The 21507-nt window shown below is 46.7% G+C and carries 20 protein-coding genes; all 20 read left to right on the top strand.

Annotation, left to right across the window (positions count from 1 at the left end):
* Window positions 1-2: 2 nt before the first annotated feature.
* A complete protein-coding gene (locus OCV77_RS01675; RefSeq protein ID WP_262572721.1) occupies window positions 3-935 on the top strand; it encodes a sugar phosphate isomerase/epimerase family protein in 933 nt (310 codons plus the stop codon).
* A 19-nt stretch (window positions 936-954) separates the two neighbouring features.
* On the top strand, window positions 955-1401 hold the full coding sequence (locus OCV77_RS01670) for a NanQ anomerase/TabA/YiaL family protein (RefSeq protein ID WP_118797153.1): 447 nt from the start codon (window positions 955-957) through the stop codon (window positions 1399-1401).
* A gap of 14 nt (window positions 1402-1415) precedes the next feature.
* Window positions 1416-2531 carry a Gfo/Idh/MocA family protein gene (locus OCV77_RS01665; protein WP_262572718.1) on the top strand — a complete coding sequence of 372 codons (1116 nt, stop codon included), beginning with the start codon at window positions 1416-1418 and terminating at the stop codon, window positions 2529-2531.
* Between the two features lie 17 nt (window positions 2532-2548).
* Entirely contained in the window at window positions 2549-3445 is an 897-nt protein-coding gene (locus OCV77_RS01660) for a dihydrodipicolinate synthase family protein (RefSeq protein WP_262572715.1), read from the top strand.
* A gap of 167 nt (window positions 3446-3612) precedes the next feature.
* Window positions 3613-6108 carry an ATP-binding protein gene (locus OCV77_RS01655; RefSeq protein WP_262572713.1) on the top strand — a complete coding sequence of 832 codons (2496 nt, stop codon included), beginning with the start codon at window positions 3613-3615 and terminating at the stop codon, window positions 6106-6108.
* Window positions 6109-6195: 87 nt separating this feature from the next.
* Complete coding sequence (locus OCV77_RS01650; RefSeq protein ID WP_262572711.1) at window positions 6196-6747, top strand: HD domain-containing protein; 552 nt, start codon at window positions 6196-6198, stop codon at window positions 6745-6747.
* Window positions 6744-8309, top strand: a complete 1566-nt coding sequence (locus OCV77_RS01645) for an aminotransferase class I/II-fold pyridoxal phosphate-dependent enzyme (protein WP_262572708.1) — start codon at window positions 6744-6746, stop codon at window positions 8307-8309. The genes OCV77_RS01650 and OCV77_RS01645 overlap by 4 nt, the downstream gene beginning before the upstream one ends.
* A 1-nt stretch (window position 8310) precedes the next feature.
* On the top strand, window positions 8311-9723 hold the full coding sequence (gene pyk, locus OCV77_RS01640; RefSeq protein WP_262572706.1) for a pyruvate kinase: 1413 nt from the start codon (window positions 8311-8313) through the stop codon (window positions 9721-9723).
* A 5-nt stretch (window positions 9724-9728) separates the two neighbouring features.
* Complete coding sequence (locus tag OCV77_RS01635) at window positions 9729-10310, top strand: nucleoside/nucleotide kinase family protein (RefSeq protein ID WP_262572703.1); 582 nt, start codon at window positions 9729-9731, stop codon at window positions 10308-10310.
* A gap of 52 nt (window positions 10311-10362) precedes the next feature.
* Window positions 10363-10803 (top strand): YaaR family protein, encoded by a 441-nt coding sequence (locus OCV77_RS01630; protein WP_118797160.1) that lies wholly within the window; start codon window positions 10363-10365, stop codon window positions 10801-10803.
* A 12-nt stretch (window positions 10804-10815) separates the two neighbouring features.
* Window positions 10816-11808 carry a DNA polymerase III subunit delta' gene (gene holB / locus OCV77_RS01625; RefSeq protein ID WP_262572701.1) on the top strand — a complete coding sequence of 331 codons (993 nt, stop codon included), beginning with the start codon at window positions 10816-10818 and terminating at the stop codon, window positions 11806-11808.
* A 16-nt stretch (window positions 11809-11824) separates the two neighbouring features.
* Window positions 11825-12733 carry a PSP1 domain-containing protein gene (locus tag OCV77_RS01620; RefSeq protein ID WP_118797162.1) on the top strand — a complete coding sequence of 303 codons (909 nt, stop codon included), beginning with the start codon at window positions 11825-11827 and terminating at the stop codon, window positions 12731-12733.
* Entirely contained in the window at window positions 12723-13466 is a 744-nt protein-coding gene (locus OCV77_RS01615) for a tRNA1(Val) (adenine(37)-N6)-methyltransferase (protein ID WP_262572766.1), read from the top strand. Before OCV77_RS01620 ends, OCV77_RS01615 begins: the two co-directional genes overlap by 11 nt.
* Before the next feature lie 11 nt (window positions 13467-13477).
* Window positions 13478-14323, top strand: coding sequence for a 16S rRNA (cytidine(1402)-2'-O)-methyltransferase (rsmI, locus tag OCV77_RS01610; RefSeq protein WP_118797164.1), 846 nt, complete (start codon window positions 13478-13480; stop codon window positions 14321-14323).
* A 36-nt stretch (window positions 14324-14359) separates the two neighbouring features.
* Complete coding sequence (locus tag OCV77_RS01605) at window positions 14360-14779, top strand: PaaI family thioesterase (RefSeq protein ID WP_118797165.1); 420 nt, start codon at window positions 14360-14362, stop codon at window positions 14777-14779.
* Between the two features lie 72 nt (window positions 14780-14851).
* Complete coding sequence (locus tag OCV77_RS01600) at window positions 14852-15736, top strand: DegV family protein (RefSeq protein WP_118797166.1); 885 nt, start codon at window positions 14852-14854, stop codon at window positions 15734-15736.
* A gap of 16 nt (window positions 15737-15752) precedes the next feature.
* On the top strand, window positions 15753-17513 hold the full coding sequence (locus OCV77_RS01595) for an ABC transporter ATP-binding protein (protein ID WP_262572697.1): 1761 nt from the start codon (window positions 15753-15755) through the stop codon (window positions 17511-17513).
* A 1-nt stretch (window position 17514) separates the two neighbouring features.
* A complete protein-coding gene (locus OCV77_RS01590; protein ID WP_262572694.1) occupies window positions 17515-19293 on the top strand; it encodes an ABC transporter ATP-binding protein in 1779 nt (592 codons plus the stop codon).
* Window positions 19256-20626 (top strand): MATE family efflux transporter, encoded by a 1371-nt coding sequence (locus OCV77_RS01585; RefSeq protein ID WP_262572692.1) that lies wholly within the window; start codon window positions 19256-19258, stop codon window positions 20624-20626. Before OCV77_RS01590 ends, OCV77_RS01585 begins: the two co-directional genes overlap by 38 nt.
* A 1-nt stretch (window position 20627) precedes the next feature.
* A complete protein-coding gene (locus tag OCV77_RS01580; RefSeq protein ID WP_262572690.1) occupies window positions 20628-21497 on the top strand; it encodes a DMT family transporter in 870 nt (289 codons plus the stop codon).
* The last annotated feature ends 10 nt before the right edge of the window (window positions 21498-21507 follow it).

Here is a 21507-nt window from a genome sequence, read left to right as displayed (position 1 = left end):
CAATGAAACAACTGGCACCGTCATTACATATGCTTGAGATTTTCATGCCGGCGGTAACGGATGAGAACTTCTTTGTACAGAAGATCCTTCCTGATGTGGCAAAGATTCCTTTTTATACAGGAATTGAGCTGCCGGTTATCTTCAAAAAAGAGAACCAGAAGCTGGTAAGAAGGATCGTGGAAGACCGTGACTATCAGCTTACCATCTGGGCCTCTCCCAATATCAATGAAAAGGGAGACAATTTATCAGCCCTTGACCCGGAGGAAAGAAGGCGTGCAGTCGCTTATGTCAAAGAGCTGCTTGCCGAGGCGGCAGAGAGCGGAGCCTATCATGTAGGCCTGCCCTCTGGCCCGGATGTATCACCGGAGAAAAGAGAGGATGCCAAGAAGGCACTTTTTGAATCCTTCTGTGAAATTTCGCAGGAAGCATCCAAATATCAGAACATGCATCTGACGCTGGAGCCGCTTGACAGATACGTACACAAGAAGCAGCTTATGGGTCCGATCCATGAGGTTATCGACTGGTTTGAGGGACTGAAGAAGGAATGTCCCAATTTTTATATTCACTGGGACAGCGCCCATGAAGCTTTGGCAGAAATTGATCTGGAGGAGTCCATGAAGAGAGCACTTCCTTACATGGCACAGTTCCATATCTGCAACTGTGTGACTGATCCGTCCAATCCCTGCTATGGTGACTGGCATATGGAGCTTGGCAATGCACCGGAATACAAGAACTGGGGTTACCTGGATCTTCAGGGCGCGGCAAAGATGCTCCGCACAGCAGCAGAGGCTGAGACACCGGCCGGGATCAGGGATGTACATGTTGGAGTAGAAGTAAGAACCCATATGGGAGATGACCTATGGAAGAGAGAGGGCGAGATCCGTTCCTTCCTGCAGGCAGCTTTCGATGAAGCAGGTCTTATTTATAACAAGTAATTATACAAGGAGAAGAGATATGATACTGGATTATTACAAGAATTATAAAACCTATGTAGACGCTGTTCCCGGACTTGAGGAAGGCATGAAATTTGTAGAAACACTGTTAGACAAGCCTGTTGGAACCTATCGTACAGACAGCGAAATGTATGCTATGGTACAGGAAGGTGAGACTTCCGATATCAGCGGTGACAAGATGGAAACACATAAGAAATTCCTGGATGTACAGTTTGTATTCTCCGGACAGGAGATCTTTGAGTGGGAAGAGGCTACCCAGCTTGAGGTCAGAGAAGAGTATGATGAGAAGACGGATTTTCGTTTTTACTATGGCGGAGGCAAGAGATATCTGGCAACTGCGGGCATGTTCTACATTCTGTTTCCTCAGGATGCACACCGCTGCAGAGGCAAGGTCAACGAGACAGGCGATGCTTACAGAAAGATCGTTTTAAAGCTTCCTGTTAAATAAGAAGAAACAGGAGAATGGATGCAGGAAGGAAGGGAAGAACCATGTTTTTGTATGAAGGAATAGAAAAAGCAGACAAAAAAGTGCGTGCCGTTCTGATCGGATGTGGCGAACAGGCCACCAATATGATCCACAATGCCATTTCCTATATTGATGAGATTGAGGTTGTTGGTGTCTGTGATATGAACAAGGATCGTGCAGATTTTGCTGCAAGACGGTTTGGTCTTTCAAGATCATGGCAGGATATGGACGAAATGCTAAAGAATGTGGAAGCTGACTGTGCCTTTGTTATTACGATCGCAAAGCTGCAGGCACCTCTGGCGCTGAAGTGTGTGGAAGCCGGACTGCATGTATTTACTGAAAAACCGCTTGGAACAGAGAAAGAAGATATTGAGAAGCTGATCAAAGCAGCAAAGAAGAATAATAAGAAGATCGGTGTATCCTTCAATAAGCGTTTCAACCTGGCTTATCATGATATGAAGGGGGCGATCGATTCTGAAGGCTTTGGGGCACCTTCCGCATTCTCAGCAAAGTTTATCGGCGGCTATCGTACCAACGAAACAGATCTGCTCCGTGTAGGTTCCTGCCATTTCTTTGATCTGGCAAGGTACCTGATCGGTGAAGTGGATGAGGTATTTGCCTATCGCTATGAAAAGCAGCCGGGTCAGCATACCTTTGCCGTGACCATGCAGTTTGAGAACGGCTGTGTGGGGACTATGATGCTGGGATCTCTGGGATCCTGGGTATGTGGCTATGGCATGGAGAGCGTAGAAGTACGTGGTGACAGAAATATGGTCAGTGCAGACAACGGAAGAGATTTTATGTGGCAGAAGCCGTCCATTATCTGTAATTCTGATACAGGACTTGCCAATAAGGGAACCCAGGCGGTAACCGAGCAGGCAGTTCCGGTAGAAATTTTAAGACCCAATTATTCCAACCTTGGAAAGCTGGCACTGAAGGATTTCTACATTAATGGTAACTATCAGTCAGTCAAGGCTTTTGCACAGGCGATCCTGAATGATACAGAGCCGGTTGTTGGCTGGAGGGATGGTCTGATGGCACTGAATCTGGCACTGGCAGTAGAGAAGAGTGTAGCAGAAAAACGTGCTGTTAAGATTTCAGAAGTAATATAAAAAGGAATGGACAACATATGAAAAAACTGAGTGGTATTGTAGTCCCGGTGGTAACTCCTCTGACAGAGGATGATCAGGTAGATGCAGAATCTCTTGAGAATCTGGTTGAGCACTGCATTAAGGGAGGACTGCAGGCAATTTATCCCTGTGGTACAACTGGTGAGATGATGTATCTTACTGTAGAAGAGCGTAAGCTTGTGGCAGAAACTGTGATCAGAAGGACAGCAGGCAGAGTTCCTGTTTATGTACATGTAGGCGGATGGAATCTGAAGGATACCGTAGAGCTGGCAAAGCATGCGGTAGAGGCAGGTGCGGATGGCATTGCCGTAGTAACACCTTCCTTCTTTAAGATCAGTGAAGATGGACTGGTAGATTTCTTTGTCAGTGTGGCAAAGAGCGTATCGGAGGATTTTCCGGTATACTTATATGCGATCCCGCAGTATGCCATGAATGATATTTCTGTAGCAGCTGCAGAGAAGGCAGCAGCACAGTGCCCGAATATCATCGGTATCAAATACAGCTATCCGGATATGACAAGGATCCAGCAGATGATGCGGATCAGTGATGGCACCTTCAGTGTACTGGCGGGTCCGGATCAGCTCCTGACAGCAGTGGTTTCCATGGGCGGTGACGGTGTTGTCTCCGGAAGCTCCCAGGTAATCCCTGAGTACTATGAAGCTGTGTGGGAAGCACTGGAAAAGAATGATTACAAGCTGGCAGCAGAAAGACAGCAGCTTACCAACAGGCTGAATGAGGCACTGTGCAGTGTGAATAACATTGCAGCGTATAAAGCTGTGCTTGCTTATCAGGGAATCATCAAGACCAAAAAGACCAGAAAGCCACTGGAAGAATATACAGAACAGCAGACAAGAGAGCTGTTTAGGGTATTAAAGGAAGTCGTAAAGGAAAAATAACTGTACTAAAAAGAATATCTCAGGTATGTATGAGTGAAAAAGGAATCTGCAGGTTTGCACCATAAGGGCAGCCGGCAGGTTCTTTTTGTTGTCATTGAATTTATTACAGGCTATAATGAGCGTTAACAGACTGCAATAGAAAGTGAATGGCGGAAAAGGGGATAGCGATGTATTATGTATTTCAGATAGTGGATGTCATAGCATTTGTCATGATGTTTTTTATGCTGGCAGTGATCATTAACCAGCAGCCTTCCAGGGCACAGCTGGCATTTATCCTGTATGATGTGGGAACGATCGTGTTTGTTGTAGGGATCCATCTGGAGCTGATCCATGCTGATACGGTAGAAGCAGCACTTTCAGGACTTTGTGTCCAGTATTTTGGACAGACAGCCTTTCTGATGGCACTTTTATGGTTTGTATCGGAATTTGTCAAGCTGCACATACCCAAATGGATCTATATGATGCAATTGACCGTAAATATTATTACACTTGTTGGAGTGTTCACTGCAGAGCATCACACATACTTTTATAAAACAATGAAGATCCTCCAGGATGGCATGTATAACAGGATAGTAGTGACAGATGGGATTATCTGGTATTTGCACTACATAGATCTGGCAGCAGTATTTCTTGGACTTTTTATCATGTGTTCAGTGCGGTATCCAGGAAGCACAAGCCTGCAGAAAAAAAGGATCCGTTATGTGATTACAGGAATCGGGGTCATGTGCATTGAAATGATCATGAAGGGACTTGGTGTATTTGGCAGCTATAATCCTGTTGTTTTTGTCGTAACGGTTATGATGTTCTGTATGATGGTCGCCATGCTCCGATATGGATATTTCGGTTCTCTCCAGGCAGCGGTAGATAACGCTTTTAACTATGGAGATGAGGGCCTTCTTGTTCTTGATAAAGACAATATCATTATTTATATCAATCAGAGAATGAATATGATCTATCCGGGACTTAAGGAAGGAGATCAGATCTATCGTCAGAAGGAAATCCTGGATGCTCTTTTTGATGGCAGCCATATCCTGAAGAGAGGGAATGTGACCTTTGAGATCCGGCCGGAGGATATTATCGAAAACGGAGAAAAGGGTGGCTGTATGCTCTGGTTTATTGATCAGACAGAGCATTTGAAGACAATGGAACAGCTTCGTGAGGCGAATGAGTCAAAAACCAGATTTATGATGAAGATGAGTCATGAGCTGCGGACACCTATGAATACGATCATGGGTATGAGTGAGATGATCCTGCGGGAAAGTAAGGATGAACAGATCAGGGATTATGCACTTGAGGTCGAGACAGCAGGAAATACCATGATATCCATGGTAGAGGAGATTCTGGAAATGTCCAGAATCGAAAAAGAAAATCAGGAACTGGCCATAGAGCCCTATGATCTGTCTGAAATGCTCGTCCAGGCTGAAAAGGTAGGGAGACACCAGGCAGAAGAAAAGGGACTGTGTTTTCAGGCAGAGAACAGAATTTCAGGAAGTGACAGTATCTGGCTTATGGGGGATGAGAGAAGACTTTTACAGATTCTCATCAATCTTTTGTCAAATGCTGTCCAGTATACAGACAAGGGCACTATTTCGCTGACTGCAGAGAAGGTTTATGAAGAAGAAAATGCTTTTCTGGAATTTGTGATAAGGGATACCGGAATGGGGATCGCAGAAGCTGACAGGAGCAGGATATTTGAAGCGTTTGAAAGAGGAAGGAGTGCCCAGAATGTCAGAAAAGAAGGCCTTGGCCTTGGTCTGGCTATTGTTATGCAGCTTGTGGATGCGATGGATGGAACATTAAAACTGTACAGTGAACTAGGAAAGGGCACAACATTCATTGTAAGGATCCCATATCTTGAGGCAGACCCGGAAAAGATAGCAGAGAGCAATAACAGACAAAAACAGAAGGAAGAGATTGCACTTCAGGGAATACGGATCCTTGCTGTGGATGACAATGAAAAGAATCTGATGGTATTCCGGCAGCTGATGAAGAAGACAGAGGCGGATATTACCGTAGTTTCCAGTGGAAAAGAAGCCATAACCTGCTGCAGGGAGCATACATATGACCTGATCTTTCTGGATCACATGATGCCGGAGTTAGATGGTATTGAAACGATTCACCGGATAAAGGAAGATGAAAATGGGGAAAATAAGAAAACGCCGGTGATTGCACTGACAGCAAATGCAACACAGGGAGCAAGAGAGCTGTATCAGGGGGAAGGATTTTCTGACTATCTTGCGAAGCCTTTTACATCAGAATCATTGTATCGGGTGATAAGGAAAGGCCTGTTTTTTGCAGGCTATATGCAGGCACTTGGGAATGCAGGAATTGATACGGAAAAAGGATTAAAATATGCGGACAGTGACAGAAAATTTTATTATGGATTGCTGGATCTGTTTGCAGGTCAGAGAGAAGAACAGGAGAAGAAATTAGAAGAAGTCAGAGATTTCAGGCAGTTTACTGTTATTGTACACGCACTGAAGGGGGAAGCAAGAGGGATTGGTGCGGATGCCCTCGGAGAAATGTTTGCTGCACTGGAACAGGCGGGAAAAGAGGAGGATCAGGAAAGGATCAGGGAGATGCTTCCGGAAACGCAGAAAGAGTGGAAAAAGGTGACCGGAGTGATCGAAAGTAAAAAGAATGTTAAATTTTTTACAGAATAGAAGCATTTTTCACACTTCATCCGTTATCTATGGTAAAATAACTAATTAGGTGTAATGGGCAACCGTTCAGATAGAAGGAGAGCAGCATTGGAAAGTTTAAAAGAAGGACACCAGAGAAGAATGGAAAAGTACAGGAAGCAGTATGAGCAAAGACGGAAATTCTACCGGCTGCTCAAAGAAAATGCTTCCGATATTCTGCATTCTGAGAATTTTCAGAAGACAAGACATCATATCCAGCATGGAACCATGCCGGTTTACAGACATTGCCTCGATGTAGCAAAACAGAGCATCCAGATCAACAAAGCACTTGGCCTTGGATGCAGTGAGAGGGATCTGATCCGCGGAGCATTACTTCATGATTATTTCCTGTATGACTGGCATGATAAGAACAGAGAGAATTACCAGAAGCTGCATGGCTTCTATCATCCGGGTATTGCACTTAAAAATGCCAGAAAGGAATATCATCTGACGAGAAGGGAAGAGGATATCATCAAGAAACATATGTGGCCGCTGACGGTAGTACCGCCGCTCTGCAGGGAGGCCTGGGTTGTCACTGCGGCAGACAAATACTGTTCCCTTCTGGAAACCCTGAAGATCCGGAAAAGGCCTGGCAGAGTCAGAGTGGGAGTTGCCAAATGAACCTGCTTGCAGAGGAACTGAAGCGTTACGGAGAGAGTGATTTTTATCCGTTTCATATGCCGGGACACAAACGAAAAGAAATGGGATCACCGGTATCCAGGGTATACCCTCTTGATATTACAGAGATAGACGGCTTTGATAACCTTCATCATGCGGAGGGGATCCTGAAGGAAGCACAGGAGAGAGCAGGAAAACTGTATCATTCCGAAAAGACATATTTTCTGGTAAATGGAAGTACCTGTGGCCTGCTTACTGCGATTTCTGCTGTAGCAGGACGGAGCAGCAGGATCCTTGTGGCGAGAAACTGCCATAAGGCAGTATATCATGGGATCATGCTGAACCACCTGCAGCCGGAGTATCTTTTTCCGGAACTGATAGAAGCTTATGGGATTTCAGGTGGCATTTCTGCAAAGCAGGTGGAAAGAAGCCTGCAGGAGCTGGTTCAGAGGGAGAATATACCGGAAAAAGAAATTTCTTCCATGGTATGTGCTGTTCTCGTCACATCACCATCCTATGACGGGATTCTGTCTGATGTCAGAGGAATCTGTGAAGCGGCTCATCACTATGGAATCCCAGTGATCGTGGATCAGGCACATGGAGCACATTTCGGCTTTCACAGAAGGCTGCCGGAAAGCGCTGTGACAGAGGGAGCTGATCTGGTGATCCACAGTGTACACAAGATGCTTCCGGCACCGACACAGACGGCGCTGCTTCATGTGAATGGAAAACTGGTGGATCCTGAACTGGTTCAGAAATATCTGGCTGTTTATGAAACAAGCAGTCCTTCTTATCTGCTGATGGCAGGGATCGATTTCTGTATGGCCTATCTGGAGAAGGAAGGGGAAGCACCCTTTGAAAGGATCCTTAAGTACCGGCAAAGGCTTACAGAACGCTGCAGGGATCTGAAACATATCAGGATCTATCCTGCAGATATGACAGAGCATTCTGTGGAAGGAGAGGCCGGGCTTGTGATGGATGAGGCGGTTTGCAGGAGGCAGGAGCCTTTCCGGTTTCTGATCTCTGTCAGGGGAAGCGGCTGTGGCGGCAGTTTTCTTATGGAGCAGCTTCGAAGGAAGTATCATCTTGAACTGGAAATGGCTGCGTACGATTACGTGATCGCCCTGCTGTCTGTGATGGATGACAGGGAAGGATTTGAAAGGCTGGCGGATGCCCTGCGGGAGATCGACCTGGAAATAGAGCGGCAGATGCAGGAGCCAGGAAAGAATCCGGCAAAAGAAAAGCCGGCATCAGTCAGTATTTTTTATCAGCAATATAAACCGAAGCAGAGCTACAGAATGGAAGAGGTCTTCCGGGCTGAGACAGAAGAAGTTTTGCTTGGAGATTCAGACAGAAGAACGGCAGCTGATTTCGTAATGCTATATCCACCGGGGATTCCTGTGCTGGTACCCGGTGAGGAAATAGATAAAACTCTGATCCGTATGATCAGGGAGTATTTAGAGCAGGGCTTTGACCTGCAGGGAATTACTCATCAAAATGACATGGAAAATGACGGGAATCATTACAAGATCTGTTGTGTAAAAGAAGAAAGCAGGAGGAGTTAAAATGAGAAAAACAAAAATTATCTGCACGATCGGTCCCGCAAGCGAGAGCGAGGAGAGATTAAGGGAGATGATGCTGGCAGGAATGAATGTAGCCAGATTTAATTTTTCACACGGAAGCCATGAGGAGCACAAGGCAAAATTTGATCGTGTGATCAAAGTCAGCAGTGAGTTAAAGCTGCCAGTTGCCACGCTTCTTGATACCAAGGGACCGGAGATCCGCCTGAAGGACATTGAAGGAGGAAAGACTGAGCTTGTATCCGGACAGAAGTTTATCCTGACCACAGAAGAGATCCTCGGAAATAATGAAAAAGTAACAATTACTTATAAGGGACTGAAGGATGATATCAACGTAGGAACAACGATCCTGATCGATGATGGTCTGATTGAGATGGTGGTAGATGAGATCAATGAGACAGATATCATCTGCAGCGTAGTAAACGGTGGCCCCATTTCCAACCACAAGGGTGTAAATATACCGGGAGCAGCCCTTTCCATGCCCTATATCAGTGATGTGGACCGCAGTGATATCATGTTTGGCTGTGACATGGATTTTGACTTTCTGGCGGCATCCTTTGTCAGATGTAAAGAGGATATCCTGGAGGTACGTAAGATCATTGAAGAGCATGGAAGCCACATGAAGATCATTGCAAAGATTGAGAATATGCAGGGCATAAGAAACCTGGATGAGATCCTGGAGGCAGCAGATGGTATTATGGTAGCGAGAGGCGACATGGGTGTGGAGATCCCTATGGAGGAGGTGCCGATCGTCCAGAAGCAGATGATCAAGAAGGCAGAAGCACTAGGAAAGCATGTTATCACGGCAACCCAGATGCTGGAGTCCATGATCAAGAATCCAAGACCGACACGTGCTGAGGCTACGGATATTGCCAATGCGATCTATGACGGAACTACAGCGATCATGCTTTCGGGAGAAAGTGCAGCAGGACTTTATCCGGTAGAAGCGGTAAAGACTATGGCAAAGATCGCCGAAAGAACCGAAGAGGATATTGACTATAACAGCCGTTTGAGAAGAAGAAAAGATATTGATGATATTGATACGACAACTGCGATTTCCCATGCAACCTGTACGACAGCCATGGATCTGAAGGCAGCAGCGATCATTACCGTAACGATCTCTGGATTTACTGCAGGTATGATCGCAAGATATAAGCCTTCCTGTCCGATCATTGCCTGCTCTGTGAGCCCTAGAACCTGCAGACAGCTGAATCTGGCATGGGGTGTTACACCGATCTGGATCGCAAGGGAGAGCACGGCAGAGGATCTGTTTGATGAGGCTGTCCATGCTGCAGAGAAGGAGGGATATATCAAAAAAGGGGATAAGGTTGTATTGACGGCAGGTGTGCCTCTTGGTGTATCCGGAAGAACAAATATGATACGTGTTGTAGAGGTTTAATTTACATGGGAAAAATGGTATACTTAATGGGGAAAAGCTCTACGGGAAAGGATACCATCTACAGGGAGCTGCTAAAAAGCAGCTCTCTGCAGCTTAAGAAGATAGTTCCGTATACGACAAGACCCATGCGTGCCGGCGAAAAAGAAGGAAGAGAATACTTTTTTACAGACGAGGCAGGTTTTTTAAAGCTTCAGGATGAAGGCAGGGTTGTAGAGGCAAGAGCTTATCATACCTGTTATGGATTGTGGCGCTATTTTACTGTGGATGATGGTCATATAGACCTTGAGAATGAAAATTATCTGATCATAGGGACACTGGAATCCTACATAAAAACAGCAGGATATTTTGGAAAAGAAAAGGTGATACCGGTTCTTCTTGAAGTAGATGACGGTGTCAGGCTGCAGAGGGCACTTGACAGGGAATGGAGACAGGAAACCCCGAAATATGAGGAGCTGTGCCGGAGATATCTGTCTGATGCGGAAGATTTTTCTGAGGAAAAGATTCGGGAAGCCGGGGTTACGAAGCGGTTTTCCAACGAGAATCTGGAACATTGTCTTGCAGAAATAGAGGAATATATTTCAGGGTAGAGCAGGCGAAGCTGACAAAGCATGAGGCTGAGCAGGGGAAGGAGGAAGCAGAATGGACATAAAAGTGAATCAGGTCAGCCAGGCTGCCAGGCCGGAAGCACCTCAGAAAGTGCAGGAGACGGATGATGCCTTCCGCTTCACCCTTGTGAGCCATATTGAGGAAAAGGAGCTGCAGGCAAGACTGACTACGCTGATGGAAGAGATTACCATGCAGGGAAATAAGCTTGCCAGGAAGAGGGATGTCCGGGATATGAAGAAATACCGGGGATTGATCAAGGATTTTATGAATGAGATCATCAACAGATCCCATTCCTTCAGCAGGGAAAACTTTCTGGACAGGAAGGGACGTCACAGAGTATATGGTATTATCCGGCTGGTGGATGAGAATCTGGATGAGCTGGCACAGGAGCTGATGAAGGAAGAACAGGATCATCTGGCAATCCTTTCTAGGATTGGGGAGATCAGAGGTCTTTTGCTTGATATACTGACATAGGGGGAACAGGCTATGAGAAGATTTGAGGATATTGTAGGACAGGAGCAGCTGAGAGATCACCTGGAAAATGCGGTAAAGCTCGGAAAAGTTTCCCATGCCTATCTGATTAACGGAGAGAGAAGCTCTGGCAAGGAATTCATTGCAAAAATCTTTGCACAGGCATTGCAGTGTGAAAACAGACAGGGAGCAGATCCGTGCGGCGAATGTCATTCCTGTGTGCAGGCAGAGAGTGGTAATCATCCCGATATTATTTTTCTGACTCATGAAAAGCCCAATGTGATCAGCGTAGAGGATATCCGTACCCAGATCAACAATGATATGGCGATCAAGCCCTACAGCGGCAAATGGAAGATCTATATTGTCAATGAAGCGGAAAAGATGACAGTACAGGCACAGAATGCCCTGCTGAAAACACTGGAGGAGCCACCGGAATATGGTGTGATCCTGCTTCTTGCCAGTAATGTAAATGCATTGCTTCCCACGATCCTGAGCAGATGTGTACAGCTTAATATGAAGCCTGTCAGAGATGCACAGGTCAAGGATTATCTGATGAAGACCATGCAGATCCCGGACTATAAGGCAGATATCTGTGTTGCTTTTGCCAGGGGAAATGTGGGAAAAGCAAAGCTGCTTGCTTCCAGTGAAGAATTTGACAAGGTAAAGGAAGAGGCAGTTTCCCTTCTTCGGAATATCCAGGATATGGAGATTCATGAGATCGTGACTGCTATCAAAAAGATCACGGAATACAAGCTGGATATCAATGATTACCTGGATATTCTTTCCATCTGGTATCGTGATGTGCTGCTCTTTAAGGCTACACATGATGCAAATCACTTGATTTTCCGGGAAGAGATACAGTATATTAGAAAAGTAGCAGATACCAGTACCTACGAAGGGATTGAAACCATCATAGAAGAACTGGAAAAGTCCAAGCAGAGACTGAATGCCAATGTAAACTTTGATCTGACCATGGAGCTTCTGCTGCTTACCATTAAAGAGAATTAGTGAGGTTGATAGATTTATGAAAAAAGTAATCGGTGTAAGATTCCGGACAGCAGGCAAGATCTATTTTTTTGATCCCGGCAAGCTGTCTGTTAAAAGAAATGATCATGTGATTGTAGAGACTGCAAGGGGGATTGAATACGGAACTGTAGTAGGAAATCCCAGAGAAGTAGATGATGACAAGGTAGTACAGCCTTTGAAGCCGGTACTGCGTATTGCCACAGAACGGGATGATGAGCAGGAGGCTGGTAATAAGCTTAAAGAAAAAGAGGCCTTTAAGATCTGCCTTGAGAAGATCAAAAAACATGGTCTTGAAATGAAGCTGATCGATGCAGAATATACCTTTGACAATAATAAGGTACTTTTTTATTTTACAGCAGATGGAAGAATTGATTTCAGAGAGCTGGTTAAGGATCTGGCATCTGTTTTCAAGACGAGGATCGAGCTTCGCCAGATCGGTGTCAGGGATGAGACCAAGATTCTTGGCGGAATCGGTATCTGCGGCAGGGAGCTGTGCTGTCATGCACATCTGTCAGAGTTTGTTCCGGTTTCCATCAAGATGGCCAAGGAGCAGAATCTTTCTTTAAATCCTACCAAGATCTCCGGCGTATGCGGTAGACTGATGTGCTGCTTAAAGCATGAGGAGGAAACCTATGAGGAGCTGAACCGGAGACTGCCGAATGTGGGTGATCATGTTACTACAGATGACGGACTGAAGGGAGAAGTAGCAAGTGTCAACGTGCTGCGCCAGCTTGTCAAGGTAATCGTAGATGTAGGTGACGAGAAGGAGATTCAGGAATATAAGGTAGAACAGCTGCGGTTTAAGAGAAAGCGCAGAAACAATAAGGTGGATGTACAGGATGAAGAACTGAAGACACTGGAGAAGCTGGAAAAACAGGAAGGAAAATCAAAGCTTGATGACAACTGATGAGCTTTTGAAGGAAAATGAGAGAGTGGATGATCTGCAGAGAAACGGCTATAAGATCATCCAGGATCCGGGTCGGTTCTGTTTCGGGATGGATGCGGTTCTGCTTTCCGGTTTTGCCCGTGCCAGAGAAGGTGCCAGGGTGATCGATCTTGGTACGGGAACAGGGATCATACCGATCCTGATGGAGGCCAAGACAAAGGCTGCTCATCTGACAGGACTTGAGATCCAGGAAGAAAGTGCAGATATGGCAAGACGTAGTGTACAGCTCAACGGTCTTACTGATAAGATTACAATCGTAACCGGAGATTTAAAAGAAGCAGTGAGTCTTTTTGGCGCTGCTTCCTTTGATGTTGTGACCTGTAATCCCCCTTATATGACAGAGCATCACGGACTTACCAATCCAGGTGGACCCAAGGCGGTCGCAAGGCATGAGCTGCTCTGTAATCTGGAGGATGTGATCTCACAGGCAGCAGGGCTGCTTAAGAGCGGCGGTAATTTTTATCTGGTGCACAGACCCTTCCGGCTGGTGGATATCATGGTACTGATGCGGAAGTACAGGCTTGAGCCAAAGCGGATGAAGCTGGTGTATCCCTTTGCAGATAAGGAGCCCAATATGGTCCTGATCGAAGCAAACCGGGGCGGAAAGGCGAGACTGACCGTAGAAAAGCCATTGATCGTTTATGAGAAGCCTGGGGTTTACACAGAGGAGATTTACACAGTTTACGGATATTAAGGAGAGTGACCATGAGCGGAACCCTGTATTTGTGTGCAACACCTATCGGAAATCTGCAGGACATGACAGAGCGGGTGTTATTGACATTAAAAGAGGTAGATCTGATCGCAGCAGAGGATACCAGAAACAGTATCCGTCTGCTGAATCATTTTGAGATCAGAACTCCCATGACCAGCTATCATGAATACAATAAAGTAGAAAAGGCTCATTATCTGGTGGATCAGCTTCTTACAGGCAAAAATATCGCACTGATCACAGATGCAGGGACACCTGCGATCTCTGATCCCGGGGAGGTGCTTGTAGCAGAGTGCCAGAAGGCAGGTGTGCCGGTGACATCCCTTCCCGGGTGCTGTGCCTGCATTACAGCACTGACACTGTCCGGACTTCCCACAAGGCGGTTCTGCTTTGAGGGCTTTCTGCCCACGGATAAAAAGGAAAAGGCATTTGTGCTGGAAGAGCTTGCCAGAGAGACACGGACCATGATCCTGTATGAGGCTCCCCATCATCTGAAGAGGACACTGTCTGAGCTTCTGGAAACGCTGGGGGAGCGCCGGATCACGCTTTGCCGGGAACTGACCAAGAAATTTGAGACCATTATGCCAACAACTCTCGAAGGGGCTGCAGACTATTATGAGGAAAATGAACCCAAAGGGGAATATGTCCTTGTGATTGAAGGAAAGAGCCGGAAGGAGATCGAGGAGGAGCAGCAGAAAAGCTGGGAATCCATGAGCATAGAGGAGCACATGGCTTTTTATGAAAAGCAGGGTATAGACAGAAAGAGCGCCATGAAAAAGGTGGCGGCGGACAGAGGCGTAGGAAAAAGAGAGATTTACCAGGCACTCCTGAAGGATGAATAAGGACTGGAAGGTTATGCGGTATAAAGGAGACAGAAGATGAATGAGCTGGAACAGGCAATGAGAGAAGTAGTGCAGCAGAATGCCTATATGCAGCACCTTGGCATTGAGGTGGAAAGCTTATCGGCAGATTATGTCTGTACGAAAATGCCTTATAAGGAGGAACTGACCAATCCCTACGGGATGTTTCATGGAGGATGCCTTTATTCCCTCTGCGATATCACGGCAGGACTCGGAGCGTGCATGGGTGGATATTTTGCGACCACAGTCAATGGCTCCCTGAATTTTATGCTGCCGGCAGATCATCTGTCTTATGTGGTATGTCAGGCCAGAAGGCTGCGGATGGGAAAGCATCTGGCTGTTTATGAGGTACGGATCCTGAATGATCAGGAGCAGCTTCTGGACAGTGGGGAATTTACTTTTTTCCTGACAGATCACAGGGTGATTCCACAAGGTTAAGAAAAAATAAGTAGTACGGCGGCAGGATATTTGCTATAATTGCACATATAGTATGCCAAAAGGAGAAAAAATATGGCTTTTCAGATTATTACAGACTCAGCTTCCGATATTCCGGAAAGTGTCATTACCAAGTACAATTTATATGTAATGCCTACACCGGTCACGATTGAGGGAACTGATTACTTTGATGGCAAAACCATTTTCCCGGAGGAATTTTATGAGATCCAGGCTTCCGGTAAGGATATTAAAACCTATCATATCAACCAGTATATGTTCCATGAGCATTTCCTGCCCTATGCAAAGCGTGGGGATGAGGTTCTGTATATCTGTTTTTCCACAGGAATAGCAGGAACCTTTAATGCAGCAAATCTTGCCTATGATGAAGTAAAGGAGGAATATCCGGACTTTAAGCTGACGATCATTGATTCAAGGTGTGCTTCCGTAGGCTATGGACTTGTTGTGACAAAGCTCCTGCAGATGCAGAAAAACGGGGCGCCGAAGGAGCTGATCATTGAGGCGGCACACTTCTTCTGTGAGCATATGGAGCACGCAGTCACAGTGATGCAGCTTGATTATCTGTTTAAGGGAGGACGGCTCAGCAGAACCTCTTTCCTTGCAGGAACTGTATTGGATATCAAGCCTATCATTATTGTAGATGAAAATGGTTCCCTGAGTGCTGTAGAAAAGGTCCGTGGCTGGAAGAAGGCTCAGAAGAGGATCCTTGATATGGTTGGGGAGAAGGGCAAAAACCTGGAGAACCAGATGGTAGCCGTTGTCTACGGAAAGGACAGGGAATCCGCTGATTTCGTAGAAGAACAGCTTAGGGAGCGTTATCACGTAAAGGATATTCTGGAATCCCAGATCGGCTGTGCGATCGGTGCCCATACAGGTCCCGGTATCGTAGCGGTCACATTCCTGAATGATACCAATGAAAAATATGACGCATATCTGGACTAAAAAAGGAAGAAAGAAATTGAAAAAGCTGCTTGTCTATCTTAAAGATTATAAAAAAGAAAGTATTCTGGGGCCTCTGTTTAAACTGCTGGAGGCCTCTTTTGAACTTATTGTACCGCTTGTTGTGGCATCCATGATCGATGTGGGAATTGCGCAGGGAGATAAGGGCTATGTAGGAAGAATGTGCCTGATCATGGCAGCACTTGGTCTGATCGGTCTTGTCTGTTCCATTACGGCACAGTATTTCGCAGCGAAAGCGGCTGTTGGATTTGCTACAAAGCTCCGTCATGGTGTATTTGAACACATTCAGAAGCTGTCCTTTTCCCAGCTTGACAGGGAGGGAACTGCCACGCTGATCACAAGGATCACTAGTGATATCAATCAGGTGCAGTCAGGTGTAAACCTTGTACTGCGCCTGTTTCTGCGTTCGCCATTCATTGTATTTGGTGCCATGGTCATGGCCTTTACGGTTGATGTAAAGGCTGCCCTGATTTTCGTAGTTGTGATCCCGGTACTGTCCGTGATCGTATTTGGCATCATGCTGGTAAGTATTCCGCTGTACAAAAGAGTACAGAGCGGACTTGACAGGGTGCTTGGAACTACAAGAGAGAATCTCACCGGTGTCCGTGTGATCCGTGCTTTTGGACAGGAACCGGCAGAGATCAGTAAGTTTGACGGTGAGAATGATGCACTAAAGAAGATCCAGACTACAGCAGGACGGATCTCGGCGCTGATGAATCCGTTGACCTATGTGGTGATCAATGCAGGTCTGATCGCCCTGATCTATACAGGAGCCCTGCAGGTGGATGCAGGTGTGTTGTCAAAGGGCGAGGTGGTAGCACTGATCAACTATATGTCACAGATCCTGGTAGAGCTGGTGAAGCTGGCAAACCTGATCATCACTATGACCAAGGCAGTTGCCTGTGGAAACAGGATCGAGACAGTGCTGGTAATGCCAGCAGGACTGAAGGAGTATTCTTCAGAGGAACCGGAAGAAGCAGATTCAGTGAATATCGGCAGTGAAGAAGAAACGGGCAGCGTTGTTTTCGAGCATGTAGGACTCCGGTATTATGAGGGCGGCGAGGAAGCTCTGACAGATATTACATTTAAGGCCAGAAAGGGAGACACCATCGGCATCATTGGTGGTACCGGCTCTGGTAAGTCTTCCCTGGTGAACCTGATCCCCCGTTTTTATGATGTGACAAGCGGCAGGGTGAGAGTGGATGGCAGAGATGTGAGAAGCTATGATACCGTTGCCCTCCGGGATAAGATCGGTGTTGTCATGCAGAAGGCGGTGCTGTTCCAGGGAACAATCCGGGATAATCTGAAGTGGGGGAATGAAGCGGCTACTGATGAAGAGATCTATGAAGCGCTCAGGACAGCACAGGCAGAAGAGATCGTGCGGCAGAAGAAGGACGGTCTTGATGAAATGATCGAGCAGGAAGGACGGAACCTTTCCGGTGGACAGAAGCAGCGTCTTTCTATTGCCAGGGCACTGGTAAGGAAGCCGGAGATCCTGATCCTCGATGACAGTGCTTCCGCACTGGATTATGCAACGGATGCAGCACTCCGTAAGGCCTTGAAGGAAATGTCAGGAGACACTACCGTATTTATTGTTTCCCAGAGAGCTTCTTCCCTGATGCATGCGGATACGATCATCGTGCTGGATGACGGCAGGGCAGTGGGAATGGGAACCCATGACGAGCTGCTTAAGAGCTGCGAGGTATATCAGGAAATCTATTACAGTCAGTTTGAAAAGAAGGCAGGTCAGGGTGAGTAATATGAAAAAGACAGAAAAAAATGAAAAACAGAAGGAGACCCTGATCAAGGTCTTAAAATATATGAAGCCATACCGATGGCTGGTCGTTCTTACGATCCTGATGGCTGCAGCTTCTGTAGCACTTACCTTATATCTGCCGGTGCTGACAGGAAATGCGGTTGACTGGCTGACCAGTCTGATCAGCCCGGCAGAGGGGACAGGAAGTCCGTGGCCGGCACTGTTTACCATCCTGAAAAAGATGGCAGTGGTAGTTGTTCTTACTGCACTGGCACAGTGGCTGATGGGAATCTGCAATAACAGGATCGTTTACAGTATGATCCAGGATATCAGGGAAAAGGCATTTTGCAGGATCCAGGAGCTGCCTTTGAAATATCTGGATGGTCATTCACAGGGAGATATTGTCAGTCGTGTTATTGCGGATGTAGACCAGTTTGCAGATGGTCTGCTGATCGGCTTTACCCAGCTGTTTACCGGTGTTGTGACGATCATCGGTACGTTGTTCTTTATGCTTTCTGTGAATGTGGGGATCACTGTAGTTGTTGTTGTGATCACACCGGTTTCCCTGCTTGTGGCAAGCTTTATAGCCAAAAAGACCTTCAGCATGTTCAAGCTGCAGTCAGAAACAAGAGGAGAACAGACCAACCTGATCAATGAAATGATAGGTAATCAGAAGGTGGTCCAGGCCTATAACAGAGAGGATGAAACACTGGAAGCCTTTGATGAAATCAACGGAAGGCTGGAAAAGTATTCCCTGCGGGCAATCTTCTTTTCTTCCATTACCAATCCCAGCACGAGATTTGTCAACAGTCTGGTTTATATGGGAGTTGGACTGACGGGCGCCATGGCGGCGATCTCCGGCAGACTGACAGTAGGACAGCTTACCTGCCTGCTTTCTTATGCAAACCAGTATACCAAGCCTTTTAACGAAATTTCCGGTGTCGTGACAGAGCTGCAGGGTGCACTTGCCTGTGCGGCACGTATTTTTGAACTGATTGAGGAAGAGCCTCAGACCGCAGATGCTGCAGATGCCAGGGTGCTGACAGATGCAAAGGGAGCCATTGACCTTAGCCATGTGGCATTTTCCTATACACCGGACAGGAGGCTGATCGAGGATCTGAATCTTCAGGTAGAGCCGGGGCAGAGGATCGCTATCGTAGGGCCTACGGGCTGCGGTAAGACGACACTGATCAATCTGCTGATGCGTTTCTATGATGTCAATGAAGGAAGTATTTCCGTAGATGGTACGGATATCCGGGATATTACAAGGAAATCCCTGCGCACCTCCTTTGGTATGGTGCTGCAGGATACGTGGCTTAAGAGAGGAACGATCCGGGAGAATATCACAGTAGGAAGACCGGATGCCACAGATAAGGAGGTCATTGCAGCAGCAAAGGCTTCCCATGCGGACAGCTTTATCAGAAGGCTGCCGGATGGCTATGATACCGTGATCGGAGAGGATGGCGGCAGCCTGTCAGGAGGGCAGAAACAGCTCCTTTGTATCACCAGAGTGATGCTTTCCCTGCCTCCTGTGCTGATATTGGATGAGGCAACCTCTTCTATTGATACAAGAACAGAACAGAAGATCCAGAAAGCATTTGCAACGATGATGGAGGGCAGGACAAGCTTTATTGTAGCCCACAGGTTATCGACGATCCAGAATGCAGATGTGATACTGGTCATGAAAGACGGTCATATTATCGAGCAGGGAAATCATGAAGAACTGCTCGCAGAAGGTGGTTTTTATGCAAAACTGTACAACAGTCAGTTCGCGATCGCATAACAGATTATTCAGCAACCGTGCCCTGTGGGCACTGCTGGTTCCCCTGATGGTGGAGCAGCTTTTAAATTCCCTGATGGGAACAGCAGATACCATCATGGTCAGTAATGTGGGAGCCGCTGCCATGTCAGCGGTTTCCCTGGTGGATTCTATCAATGTACTGGTAATCCAGGCCTTCTCCGCACTTGCAGCAGGAGGCTGTATCATTTGTTCCCAGTATATCGGGAAGGAAAAGCCAAAGGAAGCGGAAAGGGCAGCTAAGCAGGTGCTGCTTGTTGTGTTTCTTATCTCTGCAGTGATCACGGTACTTTGCATGATCAGTAACCGGGAGCTTCTGCACCTTGTCTTTGGACAGGTAGAAGCGGATGTTATGGATGCTGCTGTGATCTACTTTTATTATACAGCACTGTCTTTTCCTTTTATTGGACTGTATGATGCCGGTGCAGCCATTTACCGGGCACAGGGAAACAGCAGACTGCCCATGACAGTTTCTGTGATCTCCAATTTCCTGAATATCATCGGAAATGCTGTCTTTATCTGGGGCTTCCATATGGGAGTGTCCGGAGCGGCACTGTCGACACTTCTTTCACGTGTATTCTGTGCGGTGGTAGTACTGGCCTTTCTTCACAGGGAGGGGCAGACGATCACAGTGAATCATTATGTTAAGATCAGACCGCAATGGCAGCTGATTTTAAGTATTCTGGCCATCGGAATTCCTTCCGGTGTAGAGAACAGTATGTTCCAGTTCGGTAAGCTGGCGATCCAGTCCAGCGTTTCCACCATGGGAACCACAGCAATTGCAGCACAGGCTATGGCTAATATTATGGAGAACCTGAATGGGATAGCGCCTATGGGGATGGGAATCGGGCTGATGACAGTAGTAGGACAGTGTATCGGTGCTGGACGGAAGGATGAAGCGGTATATTATATCAGAAAGGTGTGCGTATGGGCTGAGATCTGTCTGATCATCAGCTGTGTTCTGGTATATCTGGCAGCAAGGCCGGTCACAGTGATCGCAGCCATGGAGCCAGAGAGCGCAGCACTGTGTGTTTATATGGTAGGATGGATCACGGTCTGCAAACCTATTTTCTGGGTAGGATCCTTTATCCCCGGATATGGAATGCGGGCAGCAGGAGATGTGAAATTCAGTATGATTGTATCGACCATTACTATGTGGCTTTGCCGTGTGAGCCTATGTATCTTTCTAGTCAGGGCATTACACTTTGGACCAATGGCGGTATGGATCGGTATGTTTACAGACTGGGGTGTCAGAAGCATCATATTCTTTGGAAGATTTCACAGCAGGAAATGGCTGGAGCATAGGGTGGTAGCGTAGGATGAAACCTATAAGTGCAAAATTACTTTTAACGGCAGTATTTGTTGCCAGAGGAACTTCTTTCCTCTTTTCAAAAATATTGATGAATACCATGTCGCCCATGAATATTCTGGCAGTCAGGTTTATTCTGGCGTTTCTGGTGCTGGCGGTCATCTTCCATAAGAAGCTGCTTGCCTGCAGTAAAAACAGCCTGAAAGGCGGACTGATCCTGGGTGTATTGTATACGGTCTGCATGATATTTGAAATGTATGGCCTGCGGCTTATTGATTCCGGTGTCAGTTCCCTGATCGAAAACATGGCGATCGTAATGGTTCCGATCTATGCGGCGATCCTGGCAAGAACTCTGCCAAAGAAGAAAACCATGCTGTGCGCCCTGCTCGCAGTTATCGGTGTTGGATGTTTGTCTCTGACACAAAGCAGCTGTTCTGGCGGAGGTCTCGGCATCGTGCTGATGATACTTGCAGCACTGACATACGCAGCCTGTATCATGGCGACAGAAAAAGTAACACAGGATGCAGATCCTGTGACCGTAGGTATGCTGCAGCTTGGTGTGATGGGGCTTCTCAGTTTGATCGTAGCTCTGGCTTCCGGAGATTTCAGCCTGCCGCAGGGCAGTCAGCAGTGGGTAATGTTACTGCTTCTGGTGCTTTTGTGCAGTTGCTTTGGATTTACCTTCCAGCCAGTGGGACAGAAATATCTGCCCGCAGAAACAGCAGCAGTATTTACGGTAGTGAATCCACTGACAGCCAGTGTGATGGGGATTGCGGTCGGTGGAGAAGGTATGAGTTTTTTGAAGTTGGTTGGGTATGTGCTGATCCTGCTGGCATTGCTGCTTTATAATCTGAAAACCAATGCATCGGACGGGGCATAGAGAGAAAAAA

The sequence above is a fragment of the Suilimivivens aceti genome (assembly GCF_025567405.1).
In the GTDB taxonomy this organism is placed as follows: Bacteria; Bacillota; Clostridia; order Lachnospirales; family Lachnospiraceae; genus Suilimivivens; species Suilimivivens aceti.
This window is presented reverse-complemented; position numbering and strand designations above follow the sequence as displayed.

What these genes read in the sequence shown, in the direction of transcription:
- rsmI (WP_118797164.1), top strand. Translation starts at nt 13,478, where the DNA reads ATGAGCGGAACCCTGTATTTGTGTGCAACACCTATCGGAAATCTGCAG.
- OCV77_RS01585 (WP_262572692.1), top strand. Translation starts at nt 19,256, where the DNA reads ATGCAAAACTGTACAACAGTCAGTTCGCGATCGCATAACAGATTATTC.
- OCV77_RS01645 (WP_262572708.1), top strand. Translation starts at nt 6,744, where the DNA reads ATGAACCTGCTTGCAGAGGAACTGAAGCGTTACGGAGAGAGTGATTTT.
- OCV77_RS01605 (WP_118797165.1), top strand. Translation starts at nt 14,360, where the DNA reads ATGAATGAGCTGGAACAGGCAATGAGAGAAGTAGTGCAGCAGAATGCC.
- OCV77_RS01600 (WP_118797166.1), top strand. Translation starts at nt 14,852, where the DNA reads ATGGCTTTTCAGATTATTACAGACTCAGCTTCCGATATTCCGGAAAGT.
- OCV77_RS01630 (WP_118797160.1), top strand. Translation starts at nt 10,363, where the DNA reads ATGGACATAAAAGTGAATCAGGTCAGCCAGGCTGCCAGGCCGGAAGCA.
- OCV77_RS01580 (WP_262572690.1), top strand. Translation starts at nt 20,628, where the DNA reads ATGAAACCTATAAGTGCAAAATTACTTTTAACGGCAGTATTTGTTGCC.
- OCV77_RS01655 (WP_262572713.1), top strand. Translation starts at nt 3,613, where the DNA reads ATGTATTATGTATTTCAGATAGTGGATGTCATAGCATTTGTCATGATG.
- OCV77_RS01665 (WP_262572718.1), top strand. Translation starts at nt 1,416, where the DNA reads ATGGATGCAGGAAGGAAGGGAAGAACCATGTTTTTGTATGAAGGAATA.
- OCV77_RS01675 (WP_262572721.1), top strand. Translation starts at nt 3, where the DNA reads ATGAAACAACTGGCACCGTCATTACATATGCTTGAGATTTTCATGCCG.
- pyk (WP_262572706.1), top strand. Translation starts at nt 8,311, where the DNA reads ATGAGAAAAACAAAAATTATCTGCACGATCGGTCCCGCAAGCGAGAGC.
- OCV77_RS01670 (WP_118797153.1), top strand. Translation starts at nt 955, where the DNA reads ATGATACTGGATTATTACAAGAATTATAAAACCTATGTAGACGCTGTT.
- OCV77_RS01615 (WP_262572766.1), top strand. Translation starts at nt 12,723, where the DNA reads ATGACAACTGATGAGCTTTTGAAGGAAAATGAGAGAGTGGATGATCTG.
- OCV77_RS01620 (WP_118797162.1), top strand. Translation starts at nt 11,825, where the DNA reads ATGAAAAAAGTAATCGGTGTAAGATTCCGGACAGCAGGCAAGATCTAT.
- OCV77_RS01660 (WP_262572715.1), top strand. Translation starts at nt 2,549, where the DNA reads ATGAAAAAACTGAGTGGTATTGTAGTCCCGGTGGTAACTCCTCTGACA.
- holB (WP_262572701.1), top strand. Translation starts at nt 10,816, where the DNA reads ATGAGAAGATTTGAGGATATTGTAGGACAGGAGCAGCTGAGAGATCAC.
- OCV77_RS01635 (WP_262572703.1), top strand. Translation starts at nt 9,729, where the DNA reads ATGGGAAAAATGGTATACTTAATGGGGAAAAGCTCTACGGGAAAGGAT.
- OCV77_RS01590 (WP_262572694.1), top strand. Translation starts at nt 17,515, where the DNA reads ATGAAAAAGACAGAAAAAAATGAAAAACAGAAGGAGACCCTGATCAAG.